The sequence below is a fragment of the Streptomyces sp. NPDC014656 genome, assembly GCF_043084305.1.
In the GTDB taxonomy this organism is placed as follows: Bacteria; Actinomycetota; Actinomycetes; order Streptomycetales; family Streptomycetaceae; genus Streptomyces.
The window spans coordinates 205,373-230,063 of sequence record NZ_JBIBZN010000013.1; the positions used below are offsets into that span (position 1 = coordinate 205,373).

At 69.4% G+C, this 24,691-nt stretch carries 27 protein-coding genes and 1 tRNA gene; 9 read left to right on the top strand and 19 right to left on the bottom strand.

Annotated elements, in window-relative coordinates:
• Positions 1-5 precede the first annotated feature (5 nt).
• Positions 6-1,253, top strand: a complete 1,248-nt coding sequence (locus ACF1ED_RS27415; RefSeq protein WP_391764838.1) for an MFS transporter — start codon at positions 6-8, stop codon at positions 1,251-1,253.
• A gap of 19 nt (positions 1,254-1,272) precedes the next feature.
• On the opposite strand, the gene ACF1ED_RS27420 is transcribed toward ACF1ED_RS27415, so the two are convergent.
• From ACF1ED_RS27420 to ACF1ED_RS27480, 13 genes are all read right to left on the bottom strand, one after another.
• Positions 1,273-1,734 carry a hypothetical protein gene (locus tag ACF1ED_RS27420; protein WP_391764840.1) on the bottom strand — a complete coding sequence of 154 codons (462 nt, stop codon included), beginning with the start codon at positions 1,732-1,734 and terminating at the stop codon, positions 1,273-1,275.
• A gap of 61 nt (positions 1,735-1,795) precedes the next feature.
• A protein-coding gene (locus ACF1ED_RS27425; protein ID WP_391764842.1) for an IS5 family transposase occupies positions 1,796-2,655 on the bottom strand; the annotation gives its coding sequence in 2 pieces (ribosomal slippage) (positions 1,796-2,313 and positions 2,313-2,655; 861 coding nt in all).
• Positions 2,656-2,729: 74 nt separating this feature from the next.
• On the bottom strand, positions 2,730-3,155 hold the full coding sequence (locus ACF1ED_RS27430; protein ID WP_391764844.1) for a hypothetical protein: 426 nt from the start codon (positions 3,153-3,155) through the stop codon (positions 2,730-2,732).
• Between the two features lie 46 nt (positions 3,156-3,201).
• Positions 3,202-3,882: a phytanoyl-CoA dioxygenase family protein gene (locus tag ACF1ED_RS27435; protein WP_391764846.1), complete on the bottom strand. Its 681-nt coding sequence runs from the start codon at positions 3,880-3,882 to the stop codon at positions 3,202-3,204.
• Entirely contained in the window at positions 3,879-4,436 is a 558-nt protein-coding gene (locus ACF1ED_RS27440) for a hypothetical protein (RefSeq protein ID WP_391764848.1), read from the bottom strand. The genes ACF1ED_RS27435 and ACF1ED_RS27440 overlap by 4 nt, the downstream gene beginning before the upstream one ends.
• Before the next feature lie 115 nt (positions 4,437-4,551).
• On the bottom strand, positions 4,552-4,767 hold the full coding sequence (locus ACF1ED_RS27445) for a hypothetical protein (RefSeq protein ID WP_391764850.1): 216 nt from the start codon (positions 4,765-4,767) through the stop codon (positions 4,552-4,554).
• Entirely contained in the window at positions 4,764-5,144 is a 381-nt protein-coding gene (locus ACF1ED_RS27450; RefSeq protein ID WP_391764852.1) for a hypothetical protein, read from the bottom strand. Before ACF1ED_RS27450 ends, ACF1ED_RS27445 begins: the two co-directional genes overlap by 4 nt.
• Positions 5,145-5,266: 122 nt before the next feature.
• Positions 5,267-6,496 (bottom strand): helix-turn-helix domain-containing protein, encoded by a 1,230-nt coding sequence (locus tag ACF1ED_RS27455; protein ID WP_391764854.1) that lies wholly within the window; start codon positions 6,494-6,496, stop codon positions 5,267-5,269.
• 145 nt (positions 6,497-6,641) lie between these two features.
• Positions 6,642-7,511, bottom strand: a complete 870-nt coding sequence (locus tag ACF1ED_RS27460) for a ParB/RepB/Spo0J family partition protein (protein ID WP_391764856.1) — start codon at positions 7,509-7,511, stop codon at positions 6,642-6,644.
• 54 nt (positions 7,512-7,565) lie between these two features.
• Positions 7,566-9,227: a relaxase/mobilization nuclease domain-containing protein gene (locus tag ACF1ED_RS27465; RefSeq protein WP_391764858.1), complete on the bottom strand. Its 1,662-nt coding sequence runs from the start codon at positions 9,225-9,227 to the stop codon at positions 7,566-7,568.
• Entirely contained in the window at positions 9,228-9,614 is a 387-nt protein-coding gene (mobC, locus tag ACF1ED_RS27470) for a plasmid mobilization relaxosome protein MobC (RefSeq protein WP_391764860.1), read from the bottom strand.
• A 348-nt stretch (positions 9,615-9,962) separates the two neighbouring features.
• On the bottom strand, positions 9,963-10,883 hold the full coding sequence (locus ACF1ED_RS27475; RefSeq protein WP_391764862.1) for a DUF2637 domain-containing protein: 921 nt from the start codon (positions 10,881-10,883) through the stop codon (positions 9,963-9,965).
• A gap of 350 nt (positions 10,884-11,233) precedes the next feature.
• Positions 11,234-12,442: a DUF3631 domain-containing protein gene (locus tag ACF1ED_RS27480; protein ID WP_391764898.1), complete on the bottom strand. Its 1,209-nt coding sequence runs from the start codon at positions 12,440-12,442 to the stop codon at positions 11,234-11,236.
• A 297-nt stretch (positions 12,443-12,739) separates the two neighbouring features.
• On the opposite strand from ACF1ED_RS27480, the gene ACF1ED_RS27485 reads away from it, so the two are divergent.
• The 3 genes from ACF1ED_RS27485 (at position 12,740) to ACF1ED_RS27495 (ending at position 14,788) form a co-directional block, all read left to right on the top strand.
• On the top strand, positions 12,740-13,234 hold the full coding sequence (locus tag ACF1ED_RS27485) for a helix-turn-helix domain-containing protein (protein ID WP_391764864.1): 495 nt from the start codon (positions 12,740-12,742) through the stop codon (positions 13,232-13,234).
• A 172-nt stretch (positions 13,235-13,406) separates the two neighbouring features.
• On the top strand, positions 13,407-13,637 hold the full coding sequence (locus tag ACF1ED_RS27490) for an excisionase family DNA-binding protein (protein ID WP_391255522.1): 231 nt from the start codon (positions 13,407-13,409) through the stop codon (positions 13,635-13,637).
• The gene (locus ACF1ED_RS27495; protein WP_391764865.1) at positions 13,637-14,788 is read left to right on the top strand and encodes a tyrosine-type recombinase/integrase; all 1,152 of its coding nucleotides are present in this window, start codon (positions 13,637-13,639) and stop codon (positions 14,786-14,788) included. Before ACF1ED_RS27490 ends, ACF1ED_RS27495 begins: the two co-directional genes overlap by 1 nt.
• A 45-nt stretch (positions 14,789-14,833) precedes the next feature.
• On the opposite strand, the gene ACF1ED_RS27500 is transcribed toward ACF1ED_RS27495, so the two are convergent.
• From ACF1ED_RS27500 to ACF1ED_RS27510, 3 genes are all read right to left on the bottom strand, one after another.
• Positions 14,834-15,331: a hypothetical protein gene (locus ACF1ED_RS27500; protein WP_391255183.1), complete on the bottom strand. Its 498-nt coding sequence runs from the start codon at positions 15,329-15,331 to the stop codon at positions 14,834-14,836.
• 46 nt (positions 15,332-15,377) lie between these two features.
• Positions 15,378-16,118, bottom strand: a complete 741-nt coding sequence (locus ACF1ED_RS27505; RefSeq protein ID WP_391764867.1) for a hypothetical protein — start codon at positions 16,116-16,118, stop codon at positions 15,378-15,380.
• Between the two features lie 222 nt (positions 16,119-16,340).
• A tRNA-Gly gene (locus tag ACF1ED_RS27510) sits at positions 16,341-16,411 on the bottom strand.
• A gap of 410 nt (positions 16,412-16,821) precedes the next feature.
• On the opposite strand from ACF1ED_RS27510, the gene dcd reads away from it, so the two are divergent.
• From dcd to ACF1ED_RS27530, 4 genes are all read left to right on the top strand, one after another.
• Positions 16,822-17,397 carry a dCTP deaminase gene (dcd, locus tag ACF1ED_RS27515; protein ID WP_266966911.1) on the top strand — a complete coding sequence of 192 codons (576 nt, stop codon included), beginning with the start codon at positions 16,822-16,824 and terminating at the stop codon, positions 17,395-17,397.
• Positions 17,398-17,411: 14 nt separating this feature from the next.
• Entirely contained in the window at positions 17,412-17,921 is a 510-nt protein-coding gene (locus tag ACF1ED_RS27520) for a phosphoribosyltransferase (RefSeq protein ID WP_391764869.1), read from the top strand.
• Between the two features lie 1,356 nt (positions 17,922-19,277).
• Complete coding sequence (locus ACF1ED_RS27525) at positions 19,278-19,658, top strand: hypothetical protein (protein WP_391764871.1); 381 nt, start codon at positions 19,278-19,280, stop codon at positions 19,656-19,658.
• Positions 19,658-20,875, top strand: a complete 1,218-nt coding sequence (locus ACF1ED_RS27530; protein ID WP_391764873.1) for a hypothetical protein — start codon at positions 19,658-19,660, stop codon at positions 20,873-20,875. Before ACF1ED_RS27525 ends, ACF1ED_RS27530 begins: the two co-directional genes overlap by 1 nt.
• Positions 20,876-20,902: 27 nt before the next feature.
• On the opposite strand, the gene ACF1ED_RS27535 is transcribed toward ACF1ED_RS27530, so the two are convergent.
• Complete coding sequence (locus tag ACF1ED_RS27535) at positions 20,903-22,336, bottom strand: recombinase family protein (RefSeq protein ID WP_391764875.1); 1,434 nt, start codon at positions 22,334-22,336, stop codon at positions 20,903-20,905.
• A gap of 196 nt (positions 22,337-22,532) precedes the next feature.
• Complete coding sequence (locus ACF1ED_RS27540) at positions 22,533-23,372, bottom strand: Yip1 family protein (RefSeq protein ID WP_391764877.1); 840 nt, start codon at positions 23,370-23,372, stop codon at positions 22,533-22,535.
• A 182-nt stretch (positions 23,373-23,554) separates the two neighbouring features.
• On the opposite strand from ACF1ED_RS27540, the gene ACF1ED_RS27545 reads away from it, so the two are divergent.
• Complete coding sequence (locus tag ACF1ED_RS27545; RefSeq protein ID WP_391764879.1) at positions 23,555-24,292, top strand: hypothetical protein; 738 nt, start codon at positions 23,555-23,557, stop codon at positions 24,290-24,292.
• 57 nt (positions 24,293-24,349) lie between these two features.
• Here ACF1ED_RS27545 and ACF1ED_RS27550 read toward each other — a convergent pair.
• Positions 24,350-24,691, bottom strand: a 342-nt coding sequence (locus tag ACF1ED_RS27550; RefSeq protein WP_391764881.1) for a heterodisulfide reductase-related iron-sulfur binding cluster, incomplete at its 5' end; no start/stop codon positions are given.

The window sequence follows — 24,691 nt, forward strand, 5'->3', positions numbered from 1 at the left end:
GACCGGTGGTGATCTTGGGTTACGTGCGGCTGCTGCGGAGCCGGTCCGTGCTCACCCTGTGGGTGGGGCAGTCCCTGTCGGTCTTCGGGGACCGGCTGTACGCGATGGCGGTCATGTGGATCGCCTTCGAGGAGTCCGGAGCGTACGCGATGGGCCTCGTGGCGATCGCCGAGTCAGTCCCGTACATCCTGCTCGGCACGATCGGGCGCCGCCTCGTGGGACGGTTCGGCTCGCTCAGGGCGCTGGCGACGGTCGACGTCGTACGGGCCGGCCTGGTGGCCACACTGCCCCTGGTATGGACACATCTCGGGCTGGTGGGGGCGCTCGCGCTGGTGCTCGTGGCCGGGTTCGCGGGGGCCGTGTTCGATCCGAACCTCGGTGCGCTGACCCCCGAGCTGGTCGAGAAGCGGGACGTCCAGGCGGTCAGCGGGCTGATGGACCTGTCGGGCCGGATTGCGCGGATCGCCGGGCCCGGCGCGGCCGGGCTGCTGCTCGCGATCATGCCGATGACCACCCTGTTCTGGCTGGACGGAGCCACCTTCCTCGTCTCCGCCGCCGTCCTGGGCCGCCACAGCCCGGTAGTGCGGCAGGACCGCGCCCCGGCGAAGGAGGCGGCCCCGGTCCAGGCACGGATGCTGCTGCGCACACGGCCGGACACAGCCGTCGCCATCGGGATCCACGGCGTCGGCATCGCCGCCCACACCGTCGCCCTCGCGCTCCCGGCCTTCATCACCCTCCAGCTCGGCGCCGGCGCCGGGACGTACGGAGCCGCGCTCGCCGCCACGGGGGCCGGAGCCCTCGCGGCGAACGGCCTCGCCGGGAACCTCCGCCTGCCGCCCAACCTGCCGGCCTTCTACTGCCTGGCCTGGGCGGTCTCCGGCGCGGCCCTCGCCGCGATCGCGCTCGCGGGGTCGGTCCCGGCGCTGCTGGCGCTGTCCGTCCTGCTCGGGGCGGTCAATCCGTTCGTCCAAGTCGCTCTCGTCACTCACCTGTCAGGCTTTCCTCCGGCCCACCGACTGCGCCTGATGTCCGTGGACCTCACGGTCATCCGCACCGCCGGGACGGCCTCGATGCTGTTCGTGCCCGCGCTCGCCGCCGACCGTCCGAGCCTGGCGTTCGCCGTGGCCGGCCTCGGCCTGGTCGGCGTCGGGCTGCTCGGCGCGGTCCTCGCTGCCCGCTGGGCTCCCGTCGGTTCCGGCTCCGTCCAGGAGCCCGTCGGGGCGGGAGCGGGCGAACGGACCCGTGGCCGCTAGGTCCTGTCTCCTTGATCGTCTACAGGCCGGGCCTTTGCGGGTGGTTCATGGTGGTGCCGTCAGGGTTCCGCCCAAAGGCGGCTTCTAGAACGGCGGGGAGGTCTTCCTCGGGGACCGTGGTGCGCACTGCTGCTAGAACCTGGGGAAAGTGGTCATCGTCGATGACGCCCATGTGTTCCTGACGGAGTTGGTAGATGATCTCGACGAGCTCCGGTCTCAGGCACATCCAGGCACGGGAGCTACGTATCTCTTCATCGACCTGGTGCATGAACCAGCGCATGACCTCGTACGGGATGTCAGCGTGTCCTGCGTTCGGGTTGAAGCACACCGTCGGCTCCCGTGCCGGATCCTCGTCGGGGACGATTGCGGTCACGAGATTCCGTTGCCGGGCCACGAGATCCAGTTCCAGATACCAGGCGTCATCGGGTATGGAGTACATCGCCGTGATGGTGTAGTCGCCGTCGGGGTGTCGAAAGACCATTGCCGCATGCTGCCATGCTGGGCTGAGGACGTGCCTCTCCAAATTGTGCGGCCCGACGCTCCTACGCTCGGGCCCAGATGAGGATGGCGGCGAGGTGGAGCGCTGCCCGGTAGGCGATGGCGAGTTTGTCGGTTCGCATGGCCAGGCCGCGCCACTGCTTGAGCCGGTTGATGCATCGCTCGACCGCGTTGCGCTGCTTGTATGCCTCGGCGTCGAAGCCGGGCGGGCGGCCACCGGCGCGACCTCGCCGCAGTCGGTGACCGACCTGGTCGGCGGGCTGCGGGATCACGGCACGGATGCCTCGCCGCCGGAGATGCTCACGGATCGCGCGGGATGAATACGCGCGGTCCGCCAGGACGGCGTCCGGCCGGGTTCGCGGTCTTCCTGGCCCGCTTCGCGGAACACGGATGCCTGCCATGACCGCCTCGAAGGCCGGCGCGTCGCCCGCCTGGCCCGCCGTGACGCGGAGGGCCAGGGGCCGTGCATGGCTGTCGCTGACGAGGTGGACTTTCGTGCTCAGGCCGCCGCGGGAACGTCCGAGCGCATGGTCATCGGGCTCAGCCCGAAGTGGTGCCCCTTTTTCCTGGCGCCGGCGGCGTGCTGGTGGGCCCGGCAGACGGTGGAGTCCACCGATACAGTCCAGCCGATGTCGTCAACACCGTCGGCCGCCGCCAGGAGCGCGGCGAGGATACGTTCCCAGGTGCCGTCCACGGCCCACCTGAGCAGCCGTTTGTGAGCGGTCTGGAATGAGCCCAGCTCGTCCGGAAGGTCCCGCCAGGGCGAGCCGGTGCGGTACTTCCACGCGATGGCTTCCAGAGTTCGACGATGGTCGGCCCATCGCCGACCACGGACCGGATCGGCCGGCATCAACGGCTCGATCCAGTCCCACATCGCATCAGTGATCACTAGGCGGACGGACATATCCGATCAACCAACAAACGGATCAAGGAGACACGCTCTAGCTGCCCCGGGCCCGCTCACTCACCGGCCGGTCGTCAGGCGATCAGCCGCCAGTGGGAGACCTCGATGTTCTCCAGCGGGATGCCGAGGTCCTTGTAGATGCGCTGGTGCATGACGCCGAACCAGGCGTCCCGCCGGTCGGTGAAGAACTCCTCGTCGTACCAGGCGACGCCGAGGATGACCGTGCCGCCGCCGTGGGCGTTGTCCTGCTCGGCCTCGAAGTACGTGGCCTGCCAGTCCCAGAGCATCAGCTCGTCCGGGCGCTCACGCAGCCGCCTGTCCGACTCCTCCAGCGCCTCGATGCAGCGGCGGGAGGTCGCCTCGTCCGGGCAGTAGTAGGTGCACTCGCTGCGGACGACCGGCTTCTTGTCGCCGCGGCGGGCGGCGTCGGTGTCCTCGCCGTTCAGAACGCGGACCCGCGCGGGCGCGTCCTGGGCGAGGAACTCCTTGAGGATGGTCACGGTGGTGCTCTCCCCTCTCGTGGATGGATCTCGTGGATGGGTGGAGCTACCAGCCGGTCCCGGAGACCGGGTACAGGCTGGGGTCTGAGCCGTCGCGCACCGTGCAGCCGCCGGGCGCGACGAAGCGGATGTTGAGGCCGATGCGGACGCCGGCCCCGGTGTTGGAGGCCGAGCCGTGGACGAGGCGGACGTCCATGAGGCAGCCGTCACCAGCCTGTGAAGGCAGAGGACGTGCCTCGGACGGGACGACGCCGGTGATGCCGAGAGCCCGGCCGCGCACGGCTCCCGCGTCCGGCTCGGCGGCGTACGGCAGGTAGCCACGCCGCTGGGAACCGGGGACGACGCGGAGACAGCCGGTGGACTCATCGGTGTTGGTCAGAGCCAGCCAGGCGGCGACCGATCGGCGCGGATCGAGCACGATCCGGTCGTTGACGCCGTCCTGGTGCCACGGGACCTCGAAGGGCCGGCCGGGCCACTTGATCACCAGGAAGGTGTTCTCCACGGCGACGTTCGGCCCGATGGCCCGGCGTACGGCGGTGAGAAGGGCCGGGGAGCGGACGGCGTGGCGAGCCCATTCGGCGGTCAGGTGCGGATTGCGGACGACCTCCGTGCGGTCGGCCCGGTAGGCGGCGGTCAGGTGGGCGGCACGGGCGGTGGCGGCGGCCCGCGTGGCCCAGCCCCTGACCCTGCGGACTCCGACGGGACCGAGCGGCCCCACGCCGGTCACCGGGTGCTTCCCTGCTCGTCGGCCGGGGTGAGCCGCCGCAGCTGCCGTACGAAGTGGGTGGCGACCATCCACGGCATCCGCGGGTCACCGAAGCGCAGCATCCGCTCGACCGGGGAGGCCAGGATCCGCGGCGCCGGGTGGAGTGTTCCGCGGACCCCGACGACCTCGGCCTCGGCGGCGAAGAAGGCCCGGTGCCCGATGTCCGCCCCGGCCGGGGCGGAGTGGCGGAGGCACAGGGGCGGCTCGGTGGTCATGGCGCCCTCGGGCCAGCCGTCCCACCGGTGATCTCTCGGCGGGAACGGCAGCAGCCACAGGACGCCCGCACCGGTCCGCCCGGCCGGTGCCGAGCAGACCCGGCACAGCAGCCGCTCCATCGCCGTCCGCCGGGCCACGGCCCCGGGGGCGACCCGGCTCATGAGTACGCCTTCGACCGAACGGTCCCCGTCGCGCTCGTCGACGTAGGCGAGCCCGTACGGGGCGCGCAGGAGGAGGGGCTGTTCCAGGGGCCTGTCGGGGTGCCAGACGACAGTGGTCGGATCTAGGGAAGTGGTCACTACCTTCACCGTTCGCGGGTCGGAGGTGCGAGGACGAGTACGGGGCTGGTCGCCCTCCGCCGAGTGGTGCGGGAGCGGGACGGGGAGGCTCCGGGTCTCCTCAGCGGAGGGCCGCTCAGTGGCTGGTGGCGGGGGACGGCGCCACGGCGTCCGGCGCGGTCACGGCCACTCGGTTGTCGCCGGTGTCGAGGAGCTGGCCGGCGTGGGTGCGCAGCGCCCAGGCGGGACCGACAAGACCGGCGAAGGCGAGGAACGTCAGGGCGATCCGGCCGCTGCGGTCTGCCCGCACGAAGGGCGCGGGGCGGTGGAAGCGACGGTGGGCCCGGCTCACGAGTCCTCGCCGAGGACGTTCTCGTGCTTGTCGAGGAGGCGGCAGGTCTGCGCGTACAGCCGTTCGAGCTCGACGGCGGTGAGGACGAGGGCCCCCTCGCGGGAGGATCCGTCCTCCAGGTGGAACTCCACGGGCACCGAACCCTGGCGGGCGCGCGGGTCGTAGACCGCGTCCCGGCCGGGCAGCAGCGTGGCGTGGGTGATCTGCGCCGGCACCGGGCGCAGCGTCGTGCCGTCCGCCGGCGCGGACCAGGCGGGGCCGCCGCCGGGCGGGCGCAGGTGGTAGGTGGTGGCGGAGTCCTCGCCGGGGAGGGTGACCACGACGCCGACCCGGCCCTCGCGGGCGGTGTCGGCGGCGAGGTCGCCGAGCTGGGGCAAGAAGGGAGCCGCTGTTCCTAACTCGGCTCCCTGGGAAGGCAGATGGGTAAGGCGTCGTCCGGTCATGTCCCCGAAGTTAGGGGCGGTCGCGGCCTCGAATATGAGCCGGAGGAATACGACCCCTATCCGTCCAGGTGGAAGCGGTCGGACATGCGCCGCAACTTCTCGCGCGTGGCTGCCCGTTCGGCGTAGACGATACTGCGGAGCGTGGAACGGGCGATGGGGTGGTTCCGTACGAGCTGAGGCGCGATCCGCTCGGCGGTCTCCAGCTCCACGAGGGCCTTGTCCCGATTGCCGTCCCACAGCCACGCGCGCGCGATATCCATGTGGTGGTGCCCCTGACGGGAGTTGGGCAGGGCGCCGACCAGATCGGGGCTGGTACGGCGGTTGATCTCCAGGGCCTTGCCCTGCTCGCCCATCTCCAGCGCGACGCTGATCGCGTGGATCTGCACGTTCCCGGCGGAGAACGTCAGCGAGTGCCGGTCGTACACCGGCACCCCGGAGTACGCGTCCATCCGCGCGGCGGCGTCCTTCGCGTACCCGATCCGGTCCTCGGCTTCCGAGGCACGGCTGGCGCGGGCGGCAGAGACCGCTGCCCGCAGTTGGAGGGTGCCCCACGCTCGTACGGCCAGCGGTTCGCCGTCCTCGTACGCCTGCTGCACCGACCCGATCGCCTTGTCCGAGAGCGCCAGCGCGTCCGACCAGTCGGCCGTCGCCCACATGTCCCACACCCGCATCCAGTCCGCGACCGCCGGCAGCACCGGGTCCCCGGACAGCCGTGCCGACCACGCCGCCCGCTCGCAGGCCATCGCCACGAGCTCGGGGTGGCCGAGTGAGTGGGCTGCGGTGTGGGCGAACTTGCAGCACACCGCGTAGACCGCGTACGCCTCCTCCCGCTCGTGCCCCTCCGACACCTCGGCCAGGGCCCGCGCCTCACGGAACAGATCCGGCAGGACCCGCAGGATCGCCACGTTCGAGGCGGTGTCGCGCAGTCGGTGTAGGCGGGTCACCTCACGCCACAGCTGCGAGGCCGGCCGCGGCGTCCCGTCGAAGACCGGCGCAAGGTCGTAGCGGCGCAGTTCGCGCAGGATCGAGGAGGCTGCCACCTGCCACTGGTTGTCCTCCGGGGAGCTGCTGTACGGACGCCCGATCAGGTCGTTCGGGTGGACGTGCAGCTCGGCGGCGATCTGGTTGAGCAGTCCGACCCGGTCGAGCTCGATCAGGCCGCGCTCCATCTTGGACACCCAGCCCTGCGACTTCCCCAGGGCCGTCGCCAGATCGGCCTGCGGCATTCCGAGACGCAGCCTCGCCCTGCGGACGCGCCGGCCGATCTCCTCGGCTTCCTCCAGCATCAGGACACCTCCCCGGCCGCCGGACTTCCGCGCGGGGTGCGCGGCCTGTCCGTACGGAGTTCGTACTCAGCACGGTACCGAGGACACCGCTTGTGCGTGAGGGAGTTGCCGGGCTGGTGGTCGGGGACCCGCAGGGCGTGCTGTCTCAGATGTGTGGGATGAGGTGGGAGGCCAGTTCCTGGGCTTCGGGTGAGAGGCTGGCGTGGACTTCACGGGCGAAGGCGGTGTCGGGACGGGTTGTGGCGGGCCGGATCGGGGCCCAGTGCTGGGCGGCCTGTTCGAGGGCCTGCTGGGTGTGGTGGATGGCGGACTCACGGTGGGCGAGGTACTGCTCGGCTTGCTGGTGGGCCTGGTGCCAGGTGAGGTCTCCCTGCTCGGCGAGCAGGGTCAGAGGCGGGGTGGTGTGGCCGTCGGCGAGACGGAGCTCGTCGGCCTCGGCGATCCGCTTCCGTATGCGGGTCCGCTCCTGGCGTTCCTTCAGCGTGGTGATGGCGTCGTCGAGGGCGAGACGGCCTTCGGTGACCTGCTTGGCGAGGTCGGGGGCGTTCTCGGTGAGCCGGTCGCGCTTCTCCTGGAGGGCTTCGGCCTTCGCCTTGTGCTCGCGGGCGATGTCGTAGGCGGCGTCGAGCGGGAAGGCGCCGAGGCGAACCTGTTCGGCGAGGTCGGGGGCGTACTGGAGGACGACGTTGGCGGCGGAGATACGGGTGCGGCTGAGGCCGTGGGTCTTGGCCAGGCCACGCAGGGAGTGTCCCGAGAGTGAACAGGCCATGGCAGTGATCATCGCCTGCTGGCCCTTGGCGAGGTGCCGGCGGAAGACGTTGTTGGAGAAGATCAGCGCGCGGGGGTTGTCGCCGGTGTAGGTGGTGAAGCGGGGTTCGACGCCGGCGATCTCGCAGGCGGCGAGCCGGTTGCGGCCGTCGAGGAGGACGCCGTCGGTGTCGAGGACGATGTCCTGGCGCAGGCCCTCGGCCTTGATGGACTCGGCGAGGTCGAGCAGTTCGTCGGGGTCGAGCATCGCGAAGATGTCGGCGGCGGGGTGGATCTTCAGGGGTGCTCCTTGAGGGTGGGGTCAGCGCGTGTGGCGCTGCTGGCTGGTGGCGGCGTTGGTGGGGCGGTAGGCGGCCGGCTGGGATGCCGGGGCGCTGCTGCTGGTGGTGGTGACGGCGGTCAGGTCGGCGAGACGGTGGAGTCGCCAGGTGAGGACTTCGCTGACGCTGGTGGCGGTGTCGGTCTCCCGTCGGGCGGTGGCTTCGGTGAGGAGCGCGGCGGGTTTGTGGCCGGCGGCTTCGGCTCGGGCGAGGGTGGCGGCGAGAGCGGGCCAGCCGGGCTCCGCGAGGATCTGTTCGGCCAGTTCGGGAAGGGCTCGGCGCAGGGTGAACTCCTGCCGTCGGCGTAGTGACTCGGCCAGCCGTGTTCCTTGCTGCCGGAGCACGGCCAGCGGCTCGGCGGCCTGGGCCTGATAGGCGGCGCGGAGATGGCCGGCGGCTTGGCGGGCGGCATCGGCCTGCTGGGTGTGATTGCGGGTGCGGTGCCAGTGCTGGGCGGCGATGACCGTCAGCAGCAGGGCGTCGAGGACGGTGGCGAGGAGGACTCCGTCCTTCGGAGCGGGTTCACGCAGGATCGCCTTCACCGCCCGGCGGGTGGTCTGAGACTGCTGGTGTCGGGCGCGGATACGGGACCGGCTGGCCCGCTCGAAGACAGTGGCGGCTTGAACCAGCTGGTGCCGGAGGTCGGCGGGGGCGACCAGGGGAAGCACGTCGAGGGCTTCGGCGAGGACGGTGATGTGGGCCTGTCCGACCTCGTCCTTGTCGTGCGTGAGGTGGTCGGGTGTCTGGGCGATGGCGATGGAGAGTCGCCGCCAGGCCGGTGTGTCGGCCCGCTCCGCCGGTGTTGTCCCGGTGGTCGTGAGGCGCGCGGCGATCTTGGGATAGGACAGGTCGGGGGCGAGGGTGGAGCCGGAGAACCACACCGGATCGCCCTGGGCGTTGGTGTCGCCGGCGAGGGCGACCTTGTAGCCGCGGACGTCCCCGGAAGGGAAGTACTGGACGTCGACCAGGGCCCCGGTCCCTTCGATGATCCGGAAGAATTCCTCGGCGGTCGTGGCTGCCGAGACGGCGGTGCGGACGATAGTGCGCAGGCGTTCCCGGGACGTTCGGGCGGTTCCCTTGCGGCGGGCCTTCTCCTGTTCGGCGCGAGTGGGGCGCTTGGCGGCAGTGCGGTCGCCGCGCGGGACCTGGCGGAGCCCGTACTCCTTCTCGATGGCGACGAGTTCCTTGTCGGCGCGCAGGAAGTCGTTCCAGTTCCGTGGCGGGCGGAGGTCTCCTCGGACCTTGGTGGCGACGATGTGGATGTGGTCGTCGGCGTGGCGGACGGCGACCCAACGGCAAGCGTCGGGGTCGCCGGCCGGGGCGATGCCGGTGGCGTTCAGGACGCGGCGGGCGATGGTGGCCCACTCGTCGTCGGTCAGGTGGCGGTCTTCGGGGGCGGCGCGGATCGAGCAGTGCCAGACGTGGCTCTTCGGTACCTTGTGGCCGGCCTGCTTGACTCGCAGGTCGAGGGCTGTGGCGAGCTGGGCGAGGGTGGCGTCGGGGTCGCGGCCGGGGTCGGGGGCGAAGCCGTCCCAGGAGGCGACGAGGTGGGGGTCGGTGTGCTCGTTGGCCCGGCCGGGCCCGAACAGGTAGTTCAGGACGCCCCGTGTCTTGTGGCCAGGCTTGCCGATCTTCGCGATCATTCAGGCCGTCCAACGGGTTGTGGCGGCCACGTTCGCTGCGGCGTCGACGGCCTTGACCGTGTCCTGGACCAGGGCCACGAGCCGTCCGGTCTCGGCGAGGACGGCGGCGTCCACAGGGTGTGCGTCGCCGCCGGAGTTGAGGCGGTGGGCGATCTGGTTGGCGTTGGTGCCGATCCGGGCGACCTGCTCGCGCAGTGCCGCGTACTCGTCGATCAGATCGTCGACGGCGGTCCGCTCGGCGGGCAGGGCGAGGTCGCCGTTGAGGTGCGCCATGACGACGGCACCGACGAAGTGCGCGCCGGCCAGACCGAGGCGACGGGCCTCGGCGAGGATCTCCTGCTTCTCTGCGACGCTGTAGCGGACGTCGACCCTCTCCTTGCGCTGCACGTCCTGGCGGGCACGACGGCGGGCAACACGGTGCAGAGCGGCCTCGTCCGCCGCGCGCACACCCCCTGCCCCCGGTGCGCCCTCGCGCCGGGGCTCCGCCGCCTCCGCCACCCCTGGGGCGGAGGCTTCCGCGTTGGACCGGCCCCTGGACGGTCCAACGCCATACCTTGCTTCGCGGTTGAGGAGGGTGGTCATTTCCTGCTGGGTGGTGGGGAGTTCGTGGTTCGGGTCGTGCATGGTCGTTTCTCCGTGGGGCTTTTGGCTGGGAACGGCCGTCGTGTCCACGTGCTCGGCTGCACGGGGACACGAGATCGGCCGGAGGGGCGGGGCTTCGGTGCCTTGTAGGGGTCAGACGGTGCCGGCGGGAGAGGCGGCTTCGTCGAGTCCTTCGAGCGGCCCGGCCTTGAAGCCGTCGTCCGTGACGGCCCCGGCCTGGCCGGTGCGCTCGGCCTGCAGTCGGTCGCGCAAGGTGCGGGCCCGGGGCAGACCGATCCGTAGTTCGCGGCGCAGACGCTCGGCGGTCAGCTGGTCGCCGCTCCAGTCGGCGGTCAGGAGTCGGGCCTTGTCGAGGAGGTCGGCGTCTGTGCGGGTGCGGTCGGCGGTCGACTTGGCGGCGGCGGGGACCCGACCGGTCGCTCGACGCGGGGCGGCTCCGGTCGATTCCGCCACCGTGGTCGGCCGAGGCGGTTGGGTGGCGGGGGCCGCTTCGGCTCCCTCGGTCGGCCCCGTGGGGGCCGACTCGGTCAGCTGCTCAGAGGCCGATTCGGGCCGGTCAGGCGTCGACCGTGGGGCCTGGTCGGCGGCCGACTGGTCAGAGGCCGCATTGGGGGAGTCGGCCGACTCGGGGTGGTGGTGCAGCACCTTGGCCACAAGGTCCGACCCGAAGTAGATCGACCCGACCGGGAGCGAGGTCGCCAGCAGGACAAGAGCCCAGTTCGCGTACTTCGAGTCGGTCAGTCGGCCCCACTGGACCGAGTCGGTATGCAGGGCCGGTACGAGGCCGTGCACGTAGTTCAGCAGGAGGCTGGCGACCGTGTAGGCCGCCAGGACCCACAGCGCGAACGTCCGGCCGGGTCCGGTCAGCACGAGCGTGGCGATCAGCGCGAGGGCCATCAGCCCGTCGACCACGATCGGGTAGAGCAGGGCGGCGATCGGGTCGGCGCCGATGGCGCGGGCCACGTCGGACAGCGCGTTCCACGAGACCCGGAAGGCCATGAGGACGACAGCCACCAGGCCGATGACGAGGGTGATGCGTCCCGCGCGGTTCACGCGATGACCCTCAGCGGGCGCGGGCGCTCGGCGAGCGTCGTCAGGGTCGTCGTCCTGCTTGAGGGCCTCGCCCTCGGGGGCCGAGGTGAGCCACGTGATGCGGGCGCGGATGCTGCGTATCGCTGCCGGGGCGCTGGGGGCAGGGAAGTGCAAGGGGATGGTCTCCAGGTGGGGAAGGGTGCGGCCGCCGTGGCGCAGGCAGCCGTGGGCGGTGGGGACTCGTCCCACCCGTCCCGCCGCTGGTCAGGGCAGGTACGGGTGGGGCGGTGATGTCGAGTCGACTCGTTGCGGGTCGGTGACTCGTCCCCGCGCTGACCTGCGCGGGGACGAGTGGGACGAGTCAGGGAGGGTCAGGCCCCGGGCTCGAAGGGGAGGGTGACTGCTGCGTCGGGCGGGCAGTAGCGGGTCCAGGCGTCGTTGAACTGGGCGCGGGTGAAGCCCTTGGCCTGGTGGCCGCCGGGGAAGCGGCGGTTGGCCGACTTGATGCCGTAGTCCTGGAGGAGGATCTGCAGGCCGCGCGGGGTGAGCCCGTTGGGGCTGTGTTCGGCCCAGGGGGCCTCGGCGTCGGCGTTGAGGATTTCCAGGAGGCGGCCGGTGCGGATCGCCGGCTGGTCGCCTTCGGAGGCGAAGGCGCGGCGGATGTCGGCGAGGATGCGGATCTTCAGTCCGCCGTCCTCGTCGCGCCCGGCTTCGTAGTCGGTCATGGCGGTGCACGCGGTGCGGGCCAGGACGGGCCAGTGTCCGCCGGTGAGGTCGGCGACGCTGATCAGCGGCGCCCAGGTGTCGGCGGCGCGGTCCTCGACCGGCATTGTCGGCTCCAGGGCGAGTGCCTTCTCGCGCACGGAGGCCAGCCAGGCCGCCAGCCGGGTGCGGATCTCCCGTACGGTCAGGTCGTCACGGCCGTAGCGCCAGGCGCTGACCTTCTCGGTCTCGGCCCGGCGGCGCATGCGGATGACGACCGACCGGTCCATGATCGTGTCGGGCAGGTCGCCGATTCCGGCGAGGGCGGCCATGGCGAAGGTGTCGAACTTGACCACCTCGTGGTTGGGGCCGGTGACGCGCAGGGTGGGCCGGTTGCGCTGGTGGCCGGCGTTGAGCAGGCCGCGCATCTCCTCGTTCTTCTCCGCGACCTTCGCGCTGCCGAAGATCGTGTCGACTTCGTCCACGAGGAGGGTGGGCGGGTCGCCCGCGCCGATCGACCGGAAGATCGCGGCGGCGGAGGCGTTGACCGTGATCAGCGGCTCGTGGACCGCTTCGATCAGGACTTCGAGCAGCCGCGACTTGCCGCAGCGCTTGGCCGGTCCGACCACGGCCAGGCGCGGCGCGTGCTGCCACACGGTCTGCAGGTGGGTCGCAGCCGCCCACAGCGTGGTCGCGGTCAGGGCTTCGTCGCTCGGCATGACGACGTAGCGCCGGATGGCGTCCCGGAGCAGGTCGAGGATCTCTACGCCCTCGGGGTCCGGGGCAGGGGTGGGCGTGGGGGCGGTCGGCTGGCCGGGGACGGCGACCGGCGGCCAGGCGGCGGGAAGCGATGGCGTGTTCGGGGTGGCTTCGTCCATACTGGACATCGAGCTCCTCAATCTGCGGGCCATACGGGACGGCAATCCCGGCCATGCAGCTAGTCGTTCAGGGATGGGCGGCGTGAGGTTTGCGCTTTGAGCCCCTCGGTGTCGCAAGCACCGGGGGGCTTTCTGTTTGTCGGTCTAGGCAATGGCGGTCTCCAGCGGTTCGTGGCGGTGCGGCATGTCTATCACTATGCACTACGCATAGATGCTTTGCAGGTGGCAGAAGGTGCTGTACTGTCTTTACTGGCCCTGCGGAGTGCAGCGGCACGCTGCGACAGGAAGGAGGGGCCGATGTCGGACGACGAGCACGACGAGGAGCCAGAGGGTGTCCTGCTCAAGGGTGAGGAGAACGCCGCCAAGCGGATCAAGGCCGAGCGTGACCAGCGCGGCTGGAGCACCACCACGCTCTCCGACCGCCTCAACGAGGCCGGCTACGAGATGAACCCGTCGGGGGTGTGGCGGATCGAGAACGGCAAGCGCCGCATCAATCTCGACGAGGCCATCGGCTTCGCCGAGGTGTTCGGGGTGTCACTGTCCAACCTCGTCGGCCCGCCGGCCCTGGCCGCTGCCGGCCGCGCCATGGAGCTGATCGACACCGTCGTGGCCGCCAACGCGGCCGCCCAGAGAGCCCAGCACGCGTACCGCCGGGCCAACGCCGAACTCATCGCCTACCTCGACGAGCACCCGGACATCCGGGAGGCGGCCGACGTGATGGTCAGCAACGCCATCGCCGAGAACACCATGAAGATCAACCAGGAGGAGTTCGGCCTGCCGCCCCAGCCGTAGCCCGCTCCTCCTGCCGCCCTGGCCCGCAGACCCCAGGGCCCGGCCGCACCACCACGCCCATCCCATCCCAGAACGACACGGCCCGGCCGGGGTTGCCGCTCCATCAGCCGAGGCCAGGAGAGGAGCCCGCTTGCGCCAGACGGCGATACCCCACGCCTCCACCCAGCCCCGCATGTCGAAGGAGGTGAACAACAACGACCGCCTGCTTACGGTCGACGAGGCCGCCGAACGCCTCGGCACCGGCGTCCGCTTCATCCGCCGTCTCATCCAGGAGCGCCGGATCCGCTACGTGAAGCTCGGCAAGCACGTCCGCATCGCCGACAGCGTGCTGATCGCGTACGTGGAGGAGCGCACCGTCCCCACGATCCGCGAAGCCCGCTCCCGCTTCGGGAAGGCGGCCTGATGGCGGGCCGCAAGCCGCAGCGGCGGCGCGAGTTCGGCACCGTACGCCAGCTGCCCTCGGGGCGCTGGCAGGCCCGCTACTGGGCGCCGGACGGGTCCCGGCGTACCGCCCCGGAGACCTTCGAGACGAGGACCGACGCCCAGGACTGGCTCACCCTCACCAAGGCGGACATCCAGCGCAACGTCTGGGTGGACCCCGAGGTCGGGGCGGTCAACTTCGAGGAGTACGCCTTGAAGTGGGTGGTGGAGCGTGGCCTGTCGGCCACGACGGACGAGCTGTACCGCCGCCTGCTGCGGCTGCACATCCTGCCGTTCTTCGGCTACCTGGACCTCGACGAGATCACCCCGCCCACGGTGCGGACGTGGCGGGCTGAGCGTCTGGCCGCCACTGGAGCGACGACCGTCGCCAAGTCCTACCGCCTGCTCAAGGCGATCATGGAGACGGCGGCGGACGACGAGCTGATCCGCCGCAACCCGTGCCGGATCAGGGGCGCCGGCAGCGAGAAGGCCAAGGAGCGCACGACGGCCACCGTCGAGCAGGTCGACGCCCTCGCCGAGGCCATCGGGATCCGCTGGCGCCTGATGGTGTACCTCGGCGCCTACGGCCCGATGCGCCCGGAGGAGCTGGCGGCCCTGCGCCGGACCTCGGTCACCCTCGACCCGCTCTCCGTACGGGTCACGGAGGCCGCCCCGGAGCTGAACACCGGCCGCCGTGTCGAAGGCGACACCAAGTCCGCGGCCGGTGTGCGCACCATCCACCTGCCGCCCTTCCTCTACATCGAGGTCAAGCGGCACCTGGACTGGTTCGCGGAGAAGGAACCTGACGGGCTGCTGTTCGTCGGAGAGAAGGGAGCGCCGTTCCGGCGGACCACCTTCGGCCGGAAGTGGGCGAAGGCCCGCGCCAAGGTCGGCCTGCCGAAGGACTTCCGCTTCTACGACCTCCGGCACACGGGCCACACCCTCTCCACCCAGTCCGGCGCCACGCTCAAGGACACGATGGTCCGCGCCGGCCAGTCCTCGGAGAAGGCCGCGATGATCTACCAGCACTCCGACGACGCCCGCCAGCAGGAGGTCGCCGGAGGCATCGACGCCAAGGTCCGCGCTGCACGGCAGGCGGCCACCGAGTCGCCTCCTGCTGCTCGGGAAGCATGAGGTCGGGGGCCGGGACGCTTTCTCGTCCCGGCCCCCGACCCGGCTTCAACGCAGACCGTACGCGTGGTTGTAGGGCGCTTCGGCGTCGGTGGCCCGGAGGAAGTGGGGCCCCTTCGTGGGCCTACCACCGGCCGTGCGGCAGGCGACTCCGACCGGGGCGCCGCAAGCGCGGCACTCCCAGTCCTGGGCTTCTGTCAGCCCTTGCTGCTTGATCTCGGCCATCACGGCCCGACGCTGGTCCCACCAGGCTTCCCTCTCAGGGCCCACTGCAGGTGGCTCCGATTCCTGCAGCAGACGGAACGCGTGCTGGCGTTCGGGGTCCGCGAGAGGCCCCGACAGGGGCTTGGTGACGACGGCGGTCTCAGCCGCCTCTTCACCGGCTTCCAGCTCCGCCTTCAAGTCGGCGATCTGTTGAAGGAGGTGCCGCTCGAAGTCGTCCAGTGTTGCCCCGGGATGCGTTTCTGAGAAGTCCTGGGTCTCCAAGTAGAAGCGGTAAAGAGTGTTGAGCTGGGATCGCGCCTTGTGGTTGGTGAACTCGCGCATTGCGGTCCTGTTCGTCCTCTCTTCTGGTCCGGCCGTACGAGCGGGCTCAGAGGTGCTGAGCGAATGCGGTCTCCAGGAGTTCGACGGCGTCGCCGTGGGCGCTCAGATGCGGCTGCATCACCCATACGTCCTCACGGAAGGGCTCGAACCCCAAGGACCGCCACGTGCGCTGGACCACGGCCTGCTCCCGCGCTTCCCGTGCCGTGTCCTCCCGTTCGCCGACAGGGGTGTCGATCGGGTACGGATGTGTCGCCACGAGCGCCGCTTGGCCGGCCACCCAGCGGAGCAGTCGGCCGATCAACAACCGGCCGACCCCGCCCAGCCCGCGCCACGCCGGTGCGATCCGAACCCGGTCGATGATGACGACTTGTTCGCCGCTCACCAGGCCCTCCTCCAGATCGGGGTGCAGGCCGAGATCTCCCGACTTGTCGAAGAGCGGTGTGAAGTGCTCGTAGTCGGCATCGCGCGCGTCCAGCGACACGTAGATGCTCCCGACTCGCCCCAGGTCCACCGTGAGGCCGGACATGGTGAGGATCGTCAGTTCCTGGTCCTCGCCCCGGGACGACTGGGCCAGCGATACGCCAGGGGCCAGGAGCCGCGTGTTGTCGGCCTCGGCCTCTTCGTCGTCCGGCTCCCACACGGGCAGGACGGCGCGGCAGCTCCATTCCAGTGTTGCGGGATCGTCGTGGGCATCGGAGGCGACCAAGGAAGCGGACGAGTCGAAACGTAACTCCAGACGGTTCAGATACGTCAGGAGGTCCGCCCTGGAGGATGCGGCGTCGGTCATGACGCCACACGCTAGCCACGCCGTCGGCCTCGTATGAGGAGATTCCCGAGACCGGCGGCGATCCCCTTGGCAGAACTCTGACGCAGGTGGTGCGAGGTGGTGCGCCACGTGCCCTCCGAACAGGAAGTTCGGGTGAGATGGGGCACGCGGAGGGCACGACAGCCCCCGACAGGTCTAGACAACGAAGAAGGCCCAGGTCTCTGACCTGGGCCTTCTTGCAAGAGCGGATGACGGGAATCGAACCCGCGCTATAAGCTTGGGAAGCTCATGTTCTACCATTAAACTACATCCGCGCAGCGGCTGAGTGAGCCAGCCGCATCGTTGCACACTGTACCCCATGCGCCACAGGCGGCGTAGTTCGCCTCTCCTCCGCGGGTCGGAGTGCCGCGTGGAGGGCGCCCTGTTGATCCCCTAATGTGGCCTCTCGTCCAGCATGTGTGTAGGGGAAGGGACTTGATGGGTTCCGTGGAGCGCACCGTCGTCCGCTGTGCCGAAGGGCACGTGTTCAGTACCGCCTCGTTTCCGCTTCAGCAGCTCGGTGCCGGGCGGATCGGGCCCGGGCGGCTCATCCGGTGTCCGCGGTGTGCGCGGTTGAGGCACGCGGTGCCGGTGGAGGTTCAGCAGCGCTGAGCTGGGTGAACCGGACGGGGCGCGGAGCCGGTCCCGGTTGGGGCGGTCCGCGCCCTCTGCGTATCGTGGGGGCGTGCTTCTCTCAGACAAGGACATCCGGGCCGAGATCGATGCCGGGCGGGTGCGCATCGACCCGTACGACGAATCCATGGTGCAGCCGTCGAGCATCGACGTGCGGCTCGACCGCTTCTTCCGGGTGTTCGAGAACCACCGCTACCCCCACATCGACCCCGCCGTCGAGCAGTTCGACCTCACGCGCGAGGTGGAGCCGGAGGGCGACGAGGCGTTCATCCTGCACCCGGGCGAGTTCGTGCTCGCGTCGACCTACGAGGTCATCACCCTGCCGGACGACATCGCGTCCCGCCTGGAGGGGAAGAGCTCCCTCGGTCGGCTCGGGCTCGTCACGCACTCCACCGCCGGGTTCATCGACCCCGGGTTCTCGGGGCACGTGACGCTGGAGCTGTCGAACCTCGCGACCCTCCCCATCAAGCTCTGGCCGGGGATGAAGATCGGCCAGCTGTGCATGTTCCGGCTGAGCTCGCCCGCCGAGTTCCCGTACGGCAGCGAGCGGTACGGCTCCCGGTACCAGGGGCAGCGGGGGCCGACGGCGTCCCGCTCCTTCATGAACTTCCATCGGACCCAGGTGTGAGGCGGTAGCCGGACATGAGTGAAGTGCGCGAGAACCTGACGTACGAGGGCTTCGGGACGGCCGTCCGCGAGCTGGCCCAGACGATCGCCGACGACGGCTACGAGCCCGACATCATCCTCTCCATCGCGCGCGGCGGCGTCTTCGTCGCCGGCGGTCTGGCCTACGCGCTGGACTGCAAGAACATCCACCTGGTGAACGTGGAGTTCTACACCGGCGTGGGCACCACGCTGGAGATGCCGGTCATGCTGGCGCCCGTCCCGGACGCGATCGACTTCTCCGACAAGAAGGTCCTGATCACCGACGACGTCGCCGACACCGGCAAGACGCTGAAGCTCGTCCACGACTTCTGCGTCGACCACGTCGCCGAGGTCCGCTCCGCCGTCGTCTACGAGAAGTCCCACTCCCTCGTGAAGTGCGAGTACGTCTGGAAGAAGACGGACGAGTGGATCAACTTCCCCTGGTCCGTCTTGCCTCCAGTAAGCAAGTCGGGCGAGCCGCCCAAGCCGAACCTGGAAGCACTGTAGTCCTGGAGGGGTGGTAGGTGCCGACGTTCAGCCCGCGGCTGGTGTCGGTGCCTGCATATATGCTCTTGCCGTCCACTTCCGGTCCATCCTGCGCCTCGGCCAGGAGGTCGAGGACCCCGGGTTTTCCGGGGCAGCACAACCGGATCGGAAGTGAGACATGGCAAGAAAGCGGACGCCTAAGACGGACGGAAACGATCAAGGTAGCGGCCTCGCGAAGGCTCAGCTCATGGTCGATCTCCTCGCCGTGCTGGTGGCGATCGCAAGCTGTGTGGAGCAGCTGGCGCGGTAGCGCCACGAGAGCGATGTACCGGACGAAGGTTGGGCAGCAAGAAACGAGCCCGGCCGTTGTCTACTCGGCCGGGCTCGCTTGAACTCCACGCATGAGCTCGGTCCTGGGTGCAACCGGGGCCGAGCTCCTCTGCTTGGAGCCCGTTCGTGATCCAGAAGGCTTAACTTCCACGCGTGAAAGTTGAGAGTATTGGACACGTCGCTGAGGCTCACTATAGACGTGTCGGCAGCCGAGGGGCACCCTGGAGGAGCTGGCGCTCAAGCGTCGATCGTATGCCCCTGACCTGCTGAAACAGTCCGCTTGGCGATCAAGGTTGCCTAGCGTGGTGCGTGCTCCAATCGGGCGTACTTCACATTTGCCCAACTTTCACGGGTGAAAATAGTGGGCTGTCCGGCTCGATTTTGATCGCCAAGAGGGGCGGTACGCCAGCCTCACGACGAGACCCTGCCGGCCGAACCCTCGAAGGCCGTGAACTGGCCGCTCGGTGTCTCGGTGATGACGCGGACGCCACCCCTGAGGGGGCTGAGGCCGGATGGCGAGAAGGGTCAAGGAGTTCGCAGACGTGGGTCGCGGCGTCTGCCTGCCGCCGGGTAGACGTGAGCCGCACTCCCTGCCTCACGCGGCACAGCAGGGCGGGCCCGCCTTCTATGGGCGATTCACGGGCCCGTCCCGTCTTGTGTACCTGTCAGTGGATGCCGTGGATGCGCTCTGGTGGTGAGCGGACGACGCGCAGCGGTGCCGACCTCGATGGTCTCCCTCTATCGCGGGCGATCAAAGGCGGCGCGAGTGCTTCCTCAGCAGTGCCTGAGGGGGCTCATCGGGACTTCGACGATGCTCTGCATGATCGGCACGCCGTCGCTGGGCTCCCATCTGTCAGGAGGATCGCCGGAAAGAAAGCGGTGACGGCGAAGCGCTTCCAGCGGACGGGATGTCAGCGCAGTGCTCGGATCCGGACAGCTTGTTCGCGCAGGGGGTGATCGAGACGCCGCCTTCGTATCTGAAATCCGATCGTCTCGCCATAGCGGCATCCCTACGACGGTGGAGAGGTCTGGCAGAGGAGCCGAGGGATGGAACAGCACGGCGGCGTCGCGTTGATCGCCGTGTCAGAGATGGCTGTGATGCGGGCGCTTCAGCTTGCTGGAAATCGCATCCTGGGCAAGCGCGGCCGTTCGGTCCGGGGCCCCATGAGGTCCGTCGACCTGTGGTCGATTCACGTGCACCTGCCGGTTGAAGGCCACGAGCTTGATGCGTTGTTGAAAGATGCCTGGGAGATCCCCATCGCGGTCGGCTTGCCCAGTCTCCTCCTGGATGCACTCGATAGGCATGCGCGGACCTTGCTGGCAGCTGGCATCGAGTTTCGTCGCGGCGACCTCCTGCTGACTCTGTCCCAGCTTCCCGCGGGGCTTTCGCTGCCCTGGGAAACTTACCGATCACCTGGAGAGCCGTGATGGCATCGAGCACCGGTGAGAGTGAACTCCAGGCTGCCCGCATCGTGGAATGCATGACCGGCCAGCGGGTTGAGCCATACGACAAATGTGTTGAATGTGATGACTTCCACGACAAGAGCACGCCCGTCAACGGCCGCTACGACCTTCACGTAGGGCAGGTAGGTGCGCTGGAGGTCACGCTCGCCACCAGCAGAGTCGCTGAACGGAATGCACGGGACTGGGAGCCCTACTCCAGTCCGCAGCCGGCGCCACTGTTGAGCGATCACTGGCACGTTGGGGTCGAGAGCACTGCCAAGGCTAAGACGCCCCGCGGCAGGAAGGAGGCTCGCGACTCTCAGGACTTTCTCGAAGTGGTTAGCTCAGCGCTTGCTGAGCTCGAACGACGGGGCGTATCGGATCTGGCCTGGGGGAGTTCGTGCTTCTCAGACCCCTTCCATGATCCTGATTGCCCCTACGGGAAGTTGCGTCGAGCAGGAGTCCAGTTCGCTAGGGCCATGTCGGGTGATGGAACGGGCGCGATCAGCGTGGCAGTGCTCTATGGGTTCGACGCCATGCCTGCGGCTGATGAAGTGGGCGACAGAAAGAAGGCGGAACGGCTACAGAGGAAGCAGGAGGCAAAGGAGGGACGGAAGCCCACGCCCAAGTCCGCTGAGCCTGACGGGCTAGGCCCTGTGGAGTGGTCGTTCAACCCTGGGTTCGTTGCGCATTTGGAGGGGCGGCGAGCGGAGGACGAACAGAGGGAGATGGCAGCCATTCGCTCCTTGTTTGCTGATCAGCTTTCTGAGTCCGAGGTCTTCGAACGCGCGCGGGAGGAGGTGGCCAGGAGGATCGATCTTGCGAGGACTATGACTTGGCGGGAACGGCTCCCATCTCTGCCCGAGGCCAGGAAGGCGGATGCGGGTACCGATCTGGTGGACCTCCTGGAAGTTGAGTTTTCACTTCATCCCGATTTGGCGGTGAAGCTGCTCCGTGCGGATCCCTGCCGAGTGCGGCGCGAAGTCTTCTTCTGGCTCACGTGGATGCGGGCGCCGGCCTGGAACCGTCTTACACGGCACGGCCTGCTGCCTGCCCGGGATCCAGAACTGCCCGATGGGGTGACCGGAGTCTGGGTTGGTTCTCTGACGGATCCCTCTCACGTTCTGCACTGGGATCACGAGACCGGGTGGGCCCGCCACGACCCGCCCGACTCGTTGCTTGCTTCTATCTGCCGTAGGTAGTGGGCCAGTTGAACAGGGCTTTCTAGCTCAGCGCCAAACCGGGTCGATCAAGTCGGGGTCGAACTTCCGCTTGCCTCGTCCTGCGGGGTGGACGATCACGGCTGTGAGGCTGTGTAGCACGATCTCTCGCTGGCGCTCGATCGGGAGATCGAAGAACTCCGCCTCGGTCAGATCGGCCGTGTTCCCCTTGGCCTCCGCCTGCTTCTGCTCCTTGTAGAAGCGGGCTCGTTCCAGCTTCAGGGCGTCTCGCTCGCGTTCCTTGTCGGGGAGGAGCTGGAGGAGCGTGGAGACGGTGATCGTCTTGGCCTTCTCCGCCTCGATGAGCTGGGCGACGTCGAGGAGAAGAGCTTCCAACTCCTCTTCCTTGGGCCAGCGTTCCTCGGTCGGCATGGCCGTCGTGGCAGCCTTCTCGCGTTGCTCCTGGAGCACGAGACGCGCGATCAGCCTGTCCATGGGCTCGCCGACGCGGCCGACCTTGCCGCATCCGCCGTTCACCTTGGAGCACTGGTAGGTGTACTGCGCGCCCTTGGAGCCCGGTTTCCACTTGTGGTTGACCTGTCCCCGGATCTTGCTCTTGCACAGGCCGCAGCGGGCGATGCCGGAGAGCAGGTACTTACGCGCGAGGGACTGACCGGCCTTGCTTTGCTTGCGCTCGGCGATGGCCGCGGAGACGGCCTCCCACTCCTCCGGAGTGTTGATCGTCTCCCACTCGCCCACGACAGGCTTGCCATCCTCGCCGTGGAGGATCTCTCCGTGGTAGATCCGGAACCCGGCAAGCCGCGGGTTGGTCAGGATGTGCTCGACGTGGTGGTGGGCCATCCGCTTGGTGCCGGCGCGCGGGTTGCCCAGCCCCTCTTCCTGCCACCGCGTACGGATGGTGCCGATGCGAACCCCGGCCAGCACTTCCTTTTGGGCCGCGCGGATGTGGCGTGCCGCCTCGGGGTCCACCTTGTCGCGGTCGTCCTTCCGCCACCCGTACGGCGCCGGGCCGCCGTTGCTCTTGCCCTGCTGCGCCAACTCCAGGTGCTTGCGCTTGAGTCGCCGTGACGTGTCGTGCGACGACTTGTTGGCGAACGCCACCATGATCCGGGCCATGGTCCGGCCGTCGGCCGTGCCGAGGTTCACGTCGTTGGTGACCGTCGCGAACTCCAGCCGCGGGCGATCGTCATAGATCTCGATCAACCGCTCAAGATCTTGGGGTTGGCGTGCCAGGCGGTCGAGGTCGTACGACACCACTCCGTCGATCAGGCCGGCCTTCAAGTCCTTGAGCATCAGCTCGAACTCGTCGCGGACGACGTTCCGCTTGAACGCGGATACGTCGTTGTCCTCGTAGACCTTCACCGGCTGCCAGGTGCGGAGGTCCGCCAAGCGTTCGCAGTCCGTCCGCTGGCGGGCGACGCCCAGGGCCTCACCCTCGTCGTCACGCGAGATCCTGGTGTAGATGCCCACCTTGCGCGCCATGATCGGGGCCTCCCCTGCCTGCGACCTGGTCCGTCTGTACCGCAGCAGGTTACTACCGTCATTCAGTCCATTTGGCATGGCCGGTCGAACCCCCGGTCGTGAAGCGCGAGGGTCAGGTCCTCGACGCCTGAGGTGCCCGATGCGCGCGAAGGCCCCCGCCGGTCACCGGCGGGGGCCTTCGCGCGTACGGCCGTGGTTACAGCGTGCCCAGCTTGATCAGGCTCAGGAGGGCGACCAGCTGGATGGCGGAGGCGCCGAGGGCCTTGGGCCAGGGGAGGTCGTGGGAGCGGCTGACCATGAGGGTGAAGAGGGCGCCGGCGGCGAGCCAGGTGAGCCAGCCGATGATCTGGACGAGGCCGTTCTCGCCGCCGAGGAAGAGGGCGAAGAGGAGGCGGGGGGCGTCCGTGAGGGACATGATCAGCATGGAGAGGCCGACCGTGGGCTGCCAGGCGCCGTCGCCGCCGAGCTGGCGGGCGAGGGTGTGGGTGACGGCGCCGAGGATCAGGCCGGCGAGGACGAAGCCGACGCCGGTCATCAGGACGTACGGGATCGTGGTGCCCAGCGTCGCGTTCAGCACCTCCTCGCGGGCCTGGTCGAAGCCGAAGATCGCCAGCAGGCCGTAGAGGAAGGTGACGGTCAGCGCCGGGATCCAGACCGCGTGGTCGCGCATCCGGAGGAAGGTGTCCGCCGGGCGGAGCACGATGCCGCTCAGGAGGGCCTTCCAGGGCAGGCGGGGGCCGACCGGGGCGGGCGGGGCCTGGTAGGCGCCCGCCTGGCCGTAGGGGTCGTCGACGCTGAACATCTGGGTGTGGCCCGGGTTGTTCGCCGCCGCCGCGTGCTGGTGCTGCCCGTGCGGGTCGCCGAAGTACTCCGGCTCGCCGTACGGCTGCTGCTGGTGCTGCGGCGGTTGTTGCCGCCACTGCTGCTGCGGGTACGCCTGCGGAGGCGCTTCGTACCCGTACGGCGCCTGCTGCGGTCGATGCTGCTGCTGCGGGGGGCGGTTGTCCCGGCCGCGTCCGTTCCTGAATCCAGCCACGTCAATGAACGTACCCGCTTCCGCGGCGGCCCCGCTCCTTCGGTGCGGACCTGTGACATCCCCTAGGGGGTCACAGGGTCGCCGGGCGGCCGTGCGGTCGCCGTTACAAAACGGACGTATCGCCTCAATGTGGGGTCCGTAGCTTCGATGGGGTCAGCAGCGAAACCCCTCTGGAGTTCTCCATGCTTCTCAACCGCCGTGCCCGTGTCCTGCGCACCGCCGCCGTCGCCACCGGCACCTCCGTCGCCCTCCTCCTCCCGGCCGCCGCCGCCTTCGCCGACGACGCCTCCCGGGACCCGGGGGCCGCCGTGCGGGACCAGGTCTCCGGCTGGCCGCTGGCCGACGGGTCCGCCGCCCAGGTGCGGCAGACCGGGGAGGGCTCGTACCGCGCCGACATCGTGGGGCGGGACGGGGTGCTGATCGGCAGCCTGACCAGTACGGGAGGACAGCCGGCGTACGGGGAGAACAACGGGCTCCACATCGTGCTCCAGCCGGACGGCACCGTCAGCTCCTGGCTGGAGGACGTCCCCGCGCCCGTACCCACCCCGAAGCCCGACCCGAAGCCGCAGCCGAAGCCCGACCCGGCGCCGAAGCCCGCCCCCAAGCCGCGGCCCAAGCCCGCCCCGCACCACCTGAACGCGCGGATCAAGCTGCCCGACGGCAACGTCGCCACCTTCGCCGAGAACGTCAAGAACGGGCCCCGCGTCCAGGTGTCCCGGACGAACGACCAGCGGATCGCCACCGTCGACGCCGAGCACCTCACCGCCCAGCACCGCGGCTGGACCTACAAGCTCGCCGTGCGGCCCGGCGAGCACCAGTACCGCTTCGTCGTCGTCGACGCCCCGAAGCAGGGCGGCAACAGCTGGGTCTACGACCTGAACGGCAGGCTCGTCGCGAAGTACCACGCCCAGAAGCGGTGAGGACGCGCATGAAGAAGGGCCGCCCCCGTCCGACGGGGGCGGCCCTTCTTCATGGCCTTACGCGACCGGCTCCGGCTCCTCCGCCGGGGCCTCCGGCTCGGGGTCGGCCGGGGTCTTCACCGAGTCGAGCAGCAGCTGGGCCACGTCGACGACCTGGAGGCTCTCCTTGGCCTTGCCGTCGTTCTTCTTGCCGTTCACGGAGTCCGTGAGCATGACGAGGCAGAACGGGCAGGCGGTGGAGACGATGTCCGGGTTGAGGGACAGGGCCTCGTCGACGCGCTCGGTGTTGATGCGCTTGCCGATCCGCTCCTCCATCCACATCCGCGCGCCGCCGGCGCCGCAGCAGAAGCCGCGCTCCTTGTGGCGGTGCATCTCCTGCTGGCGCAGGCCGGGGACGGC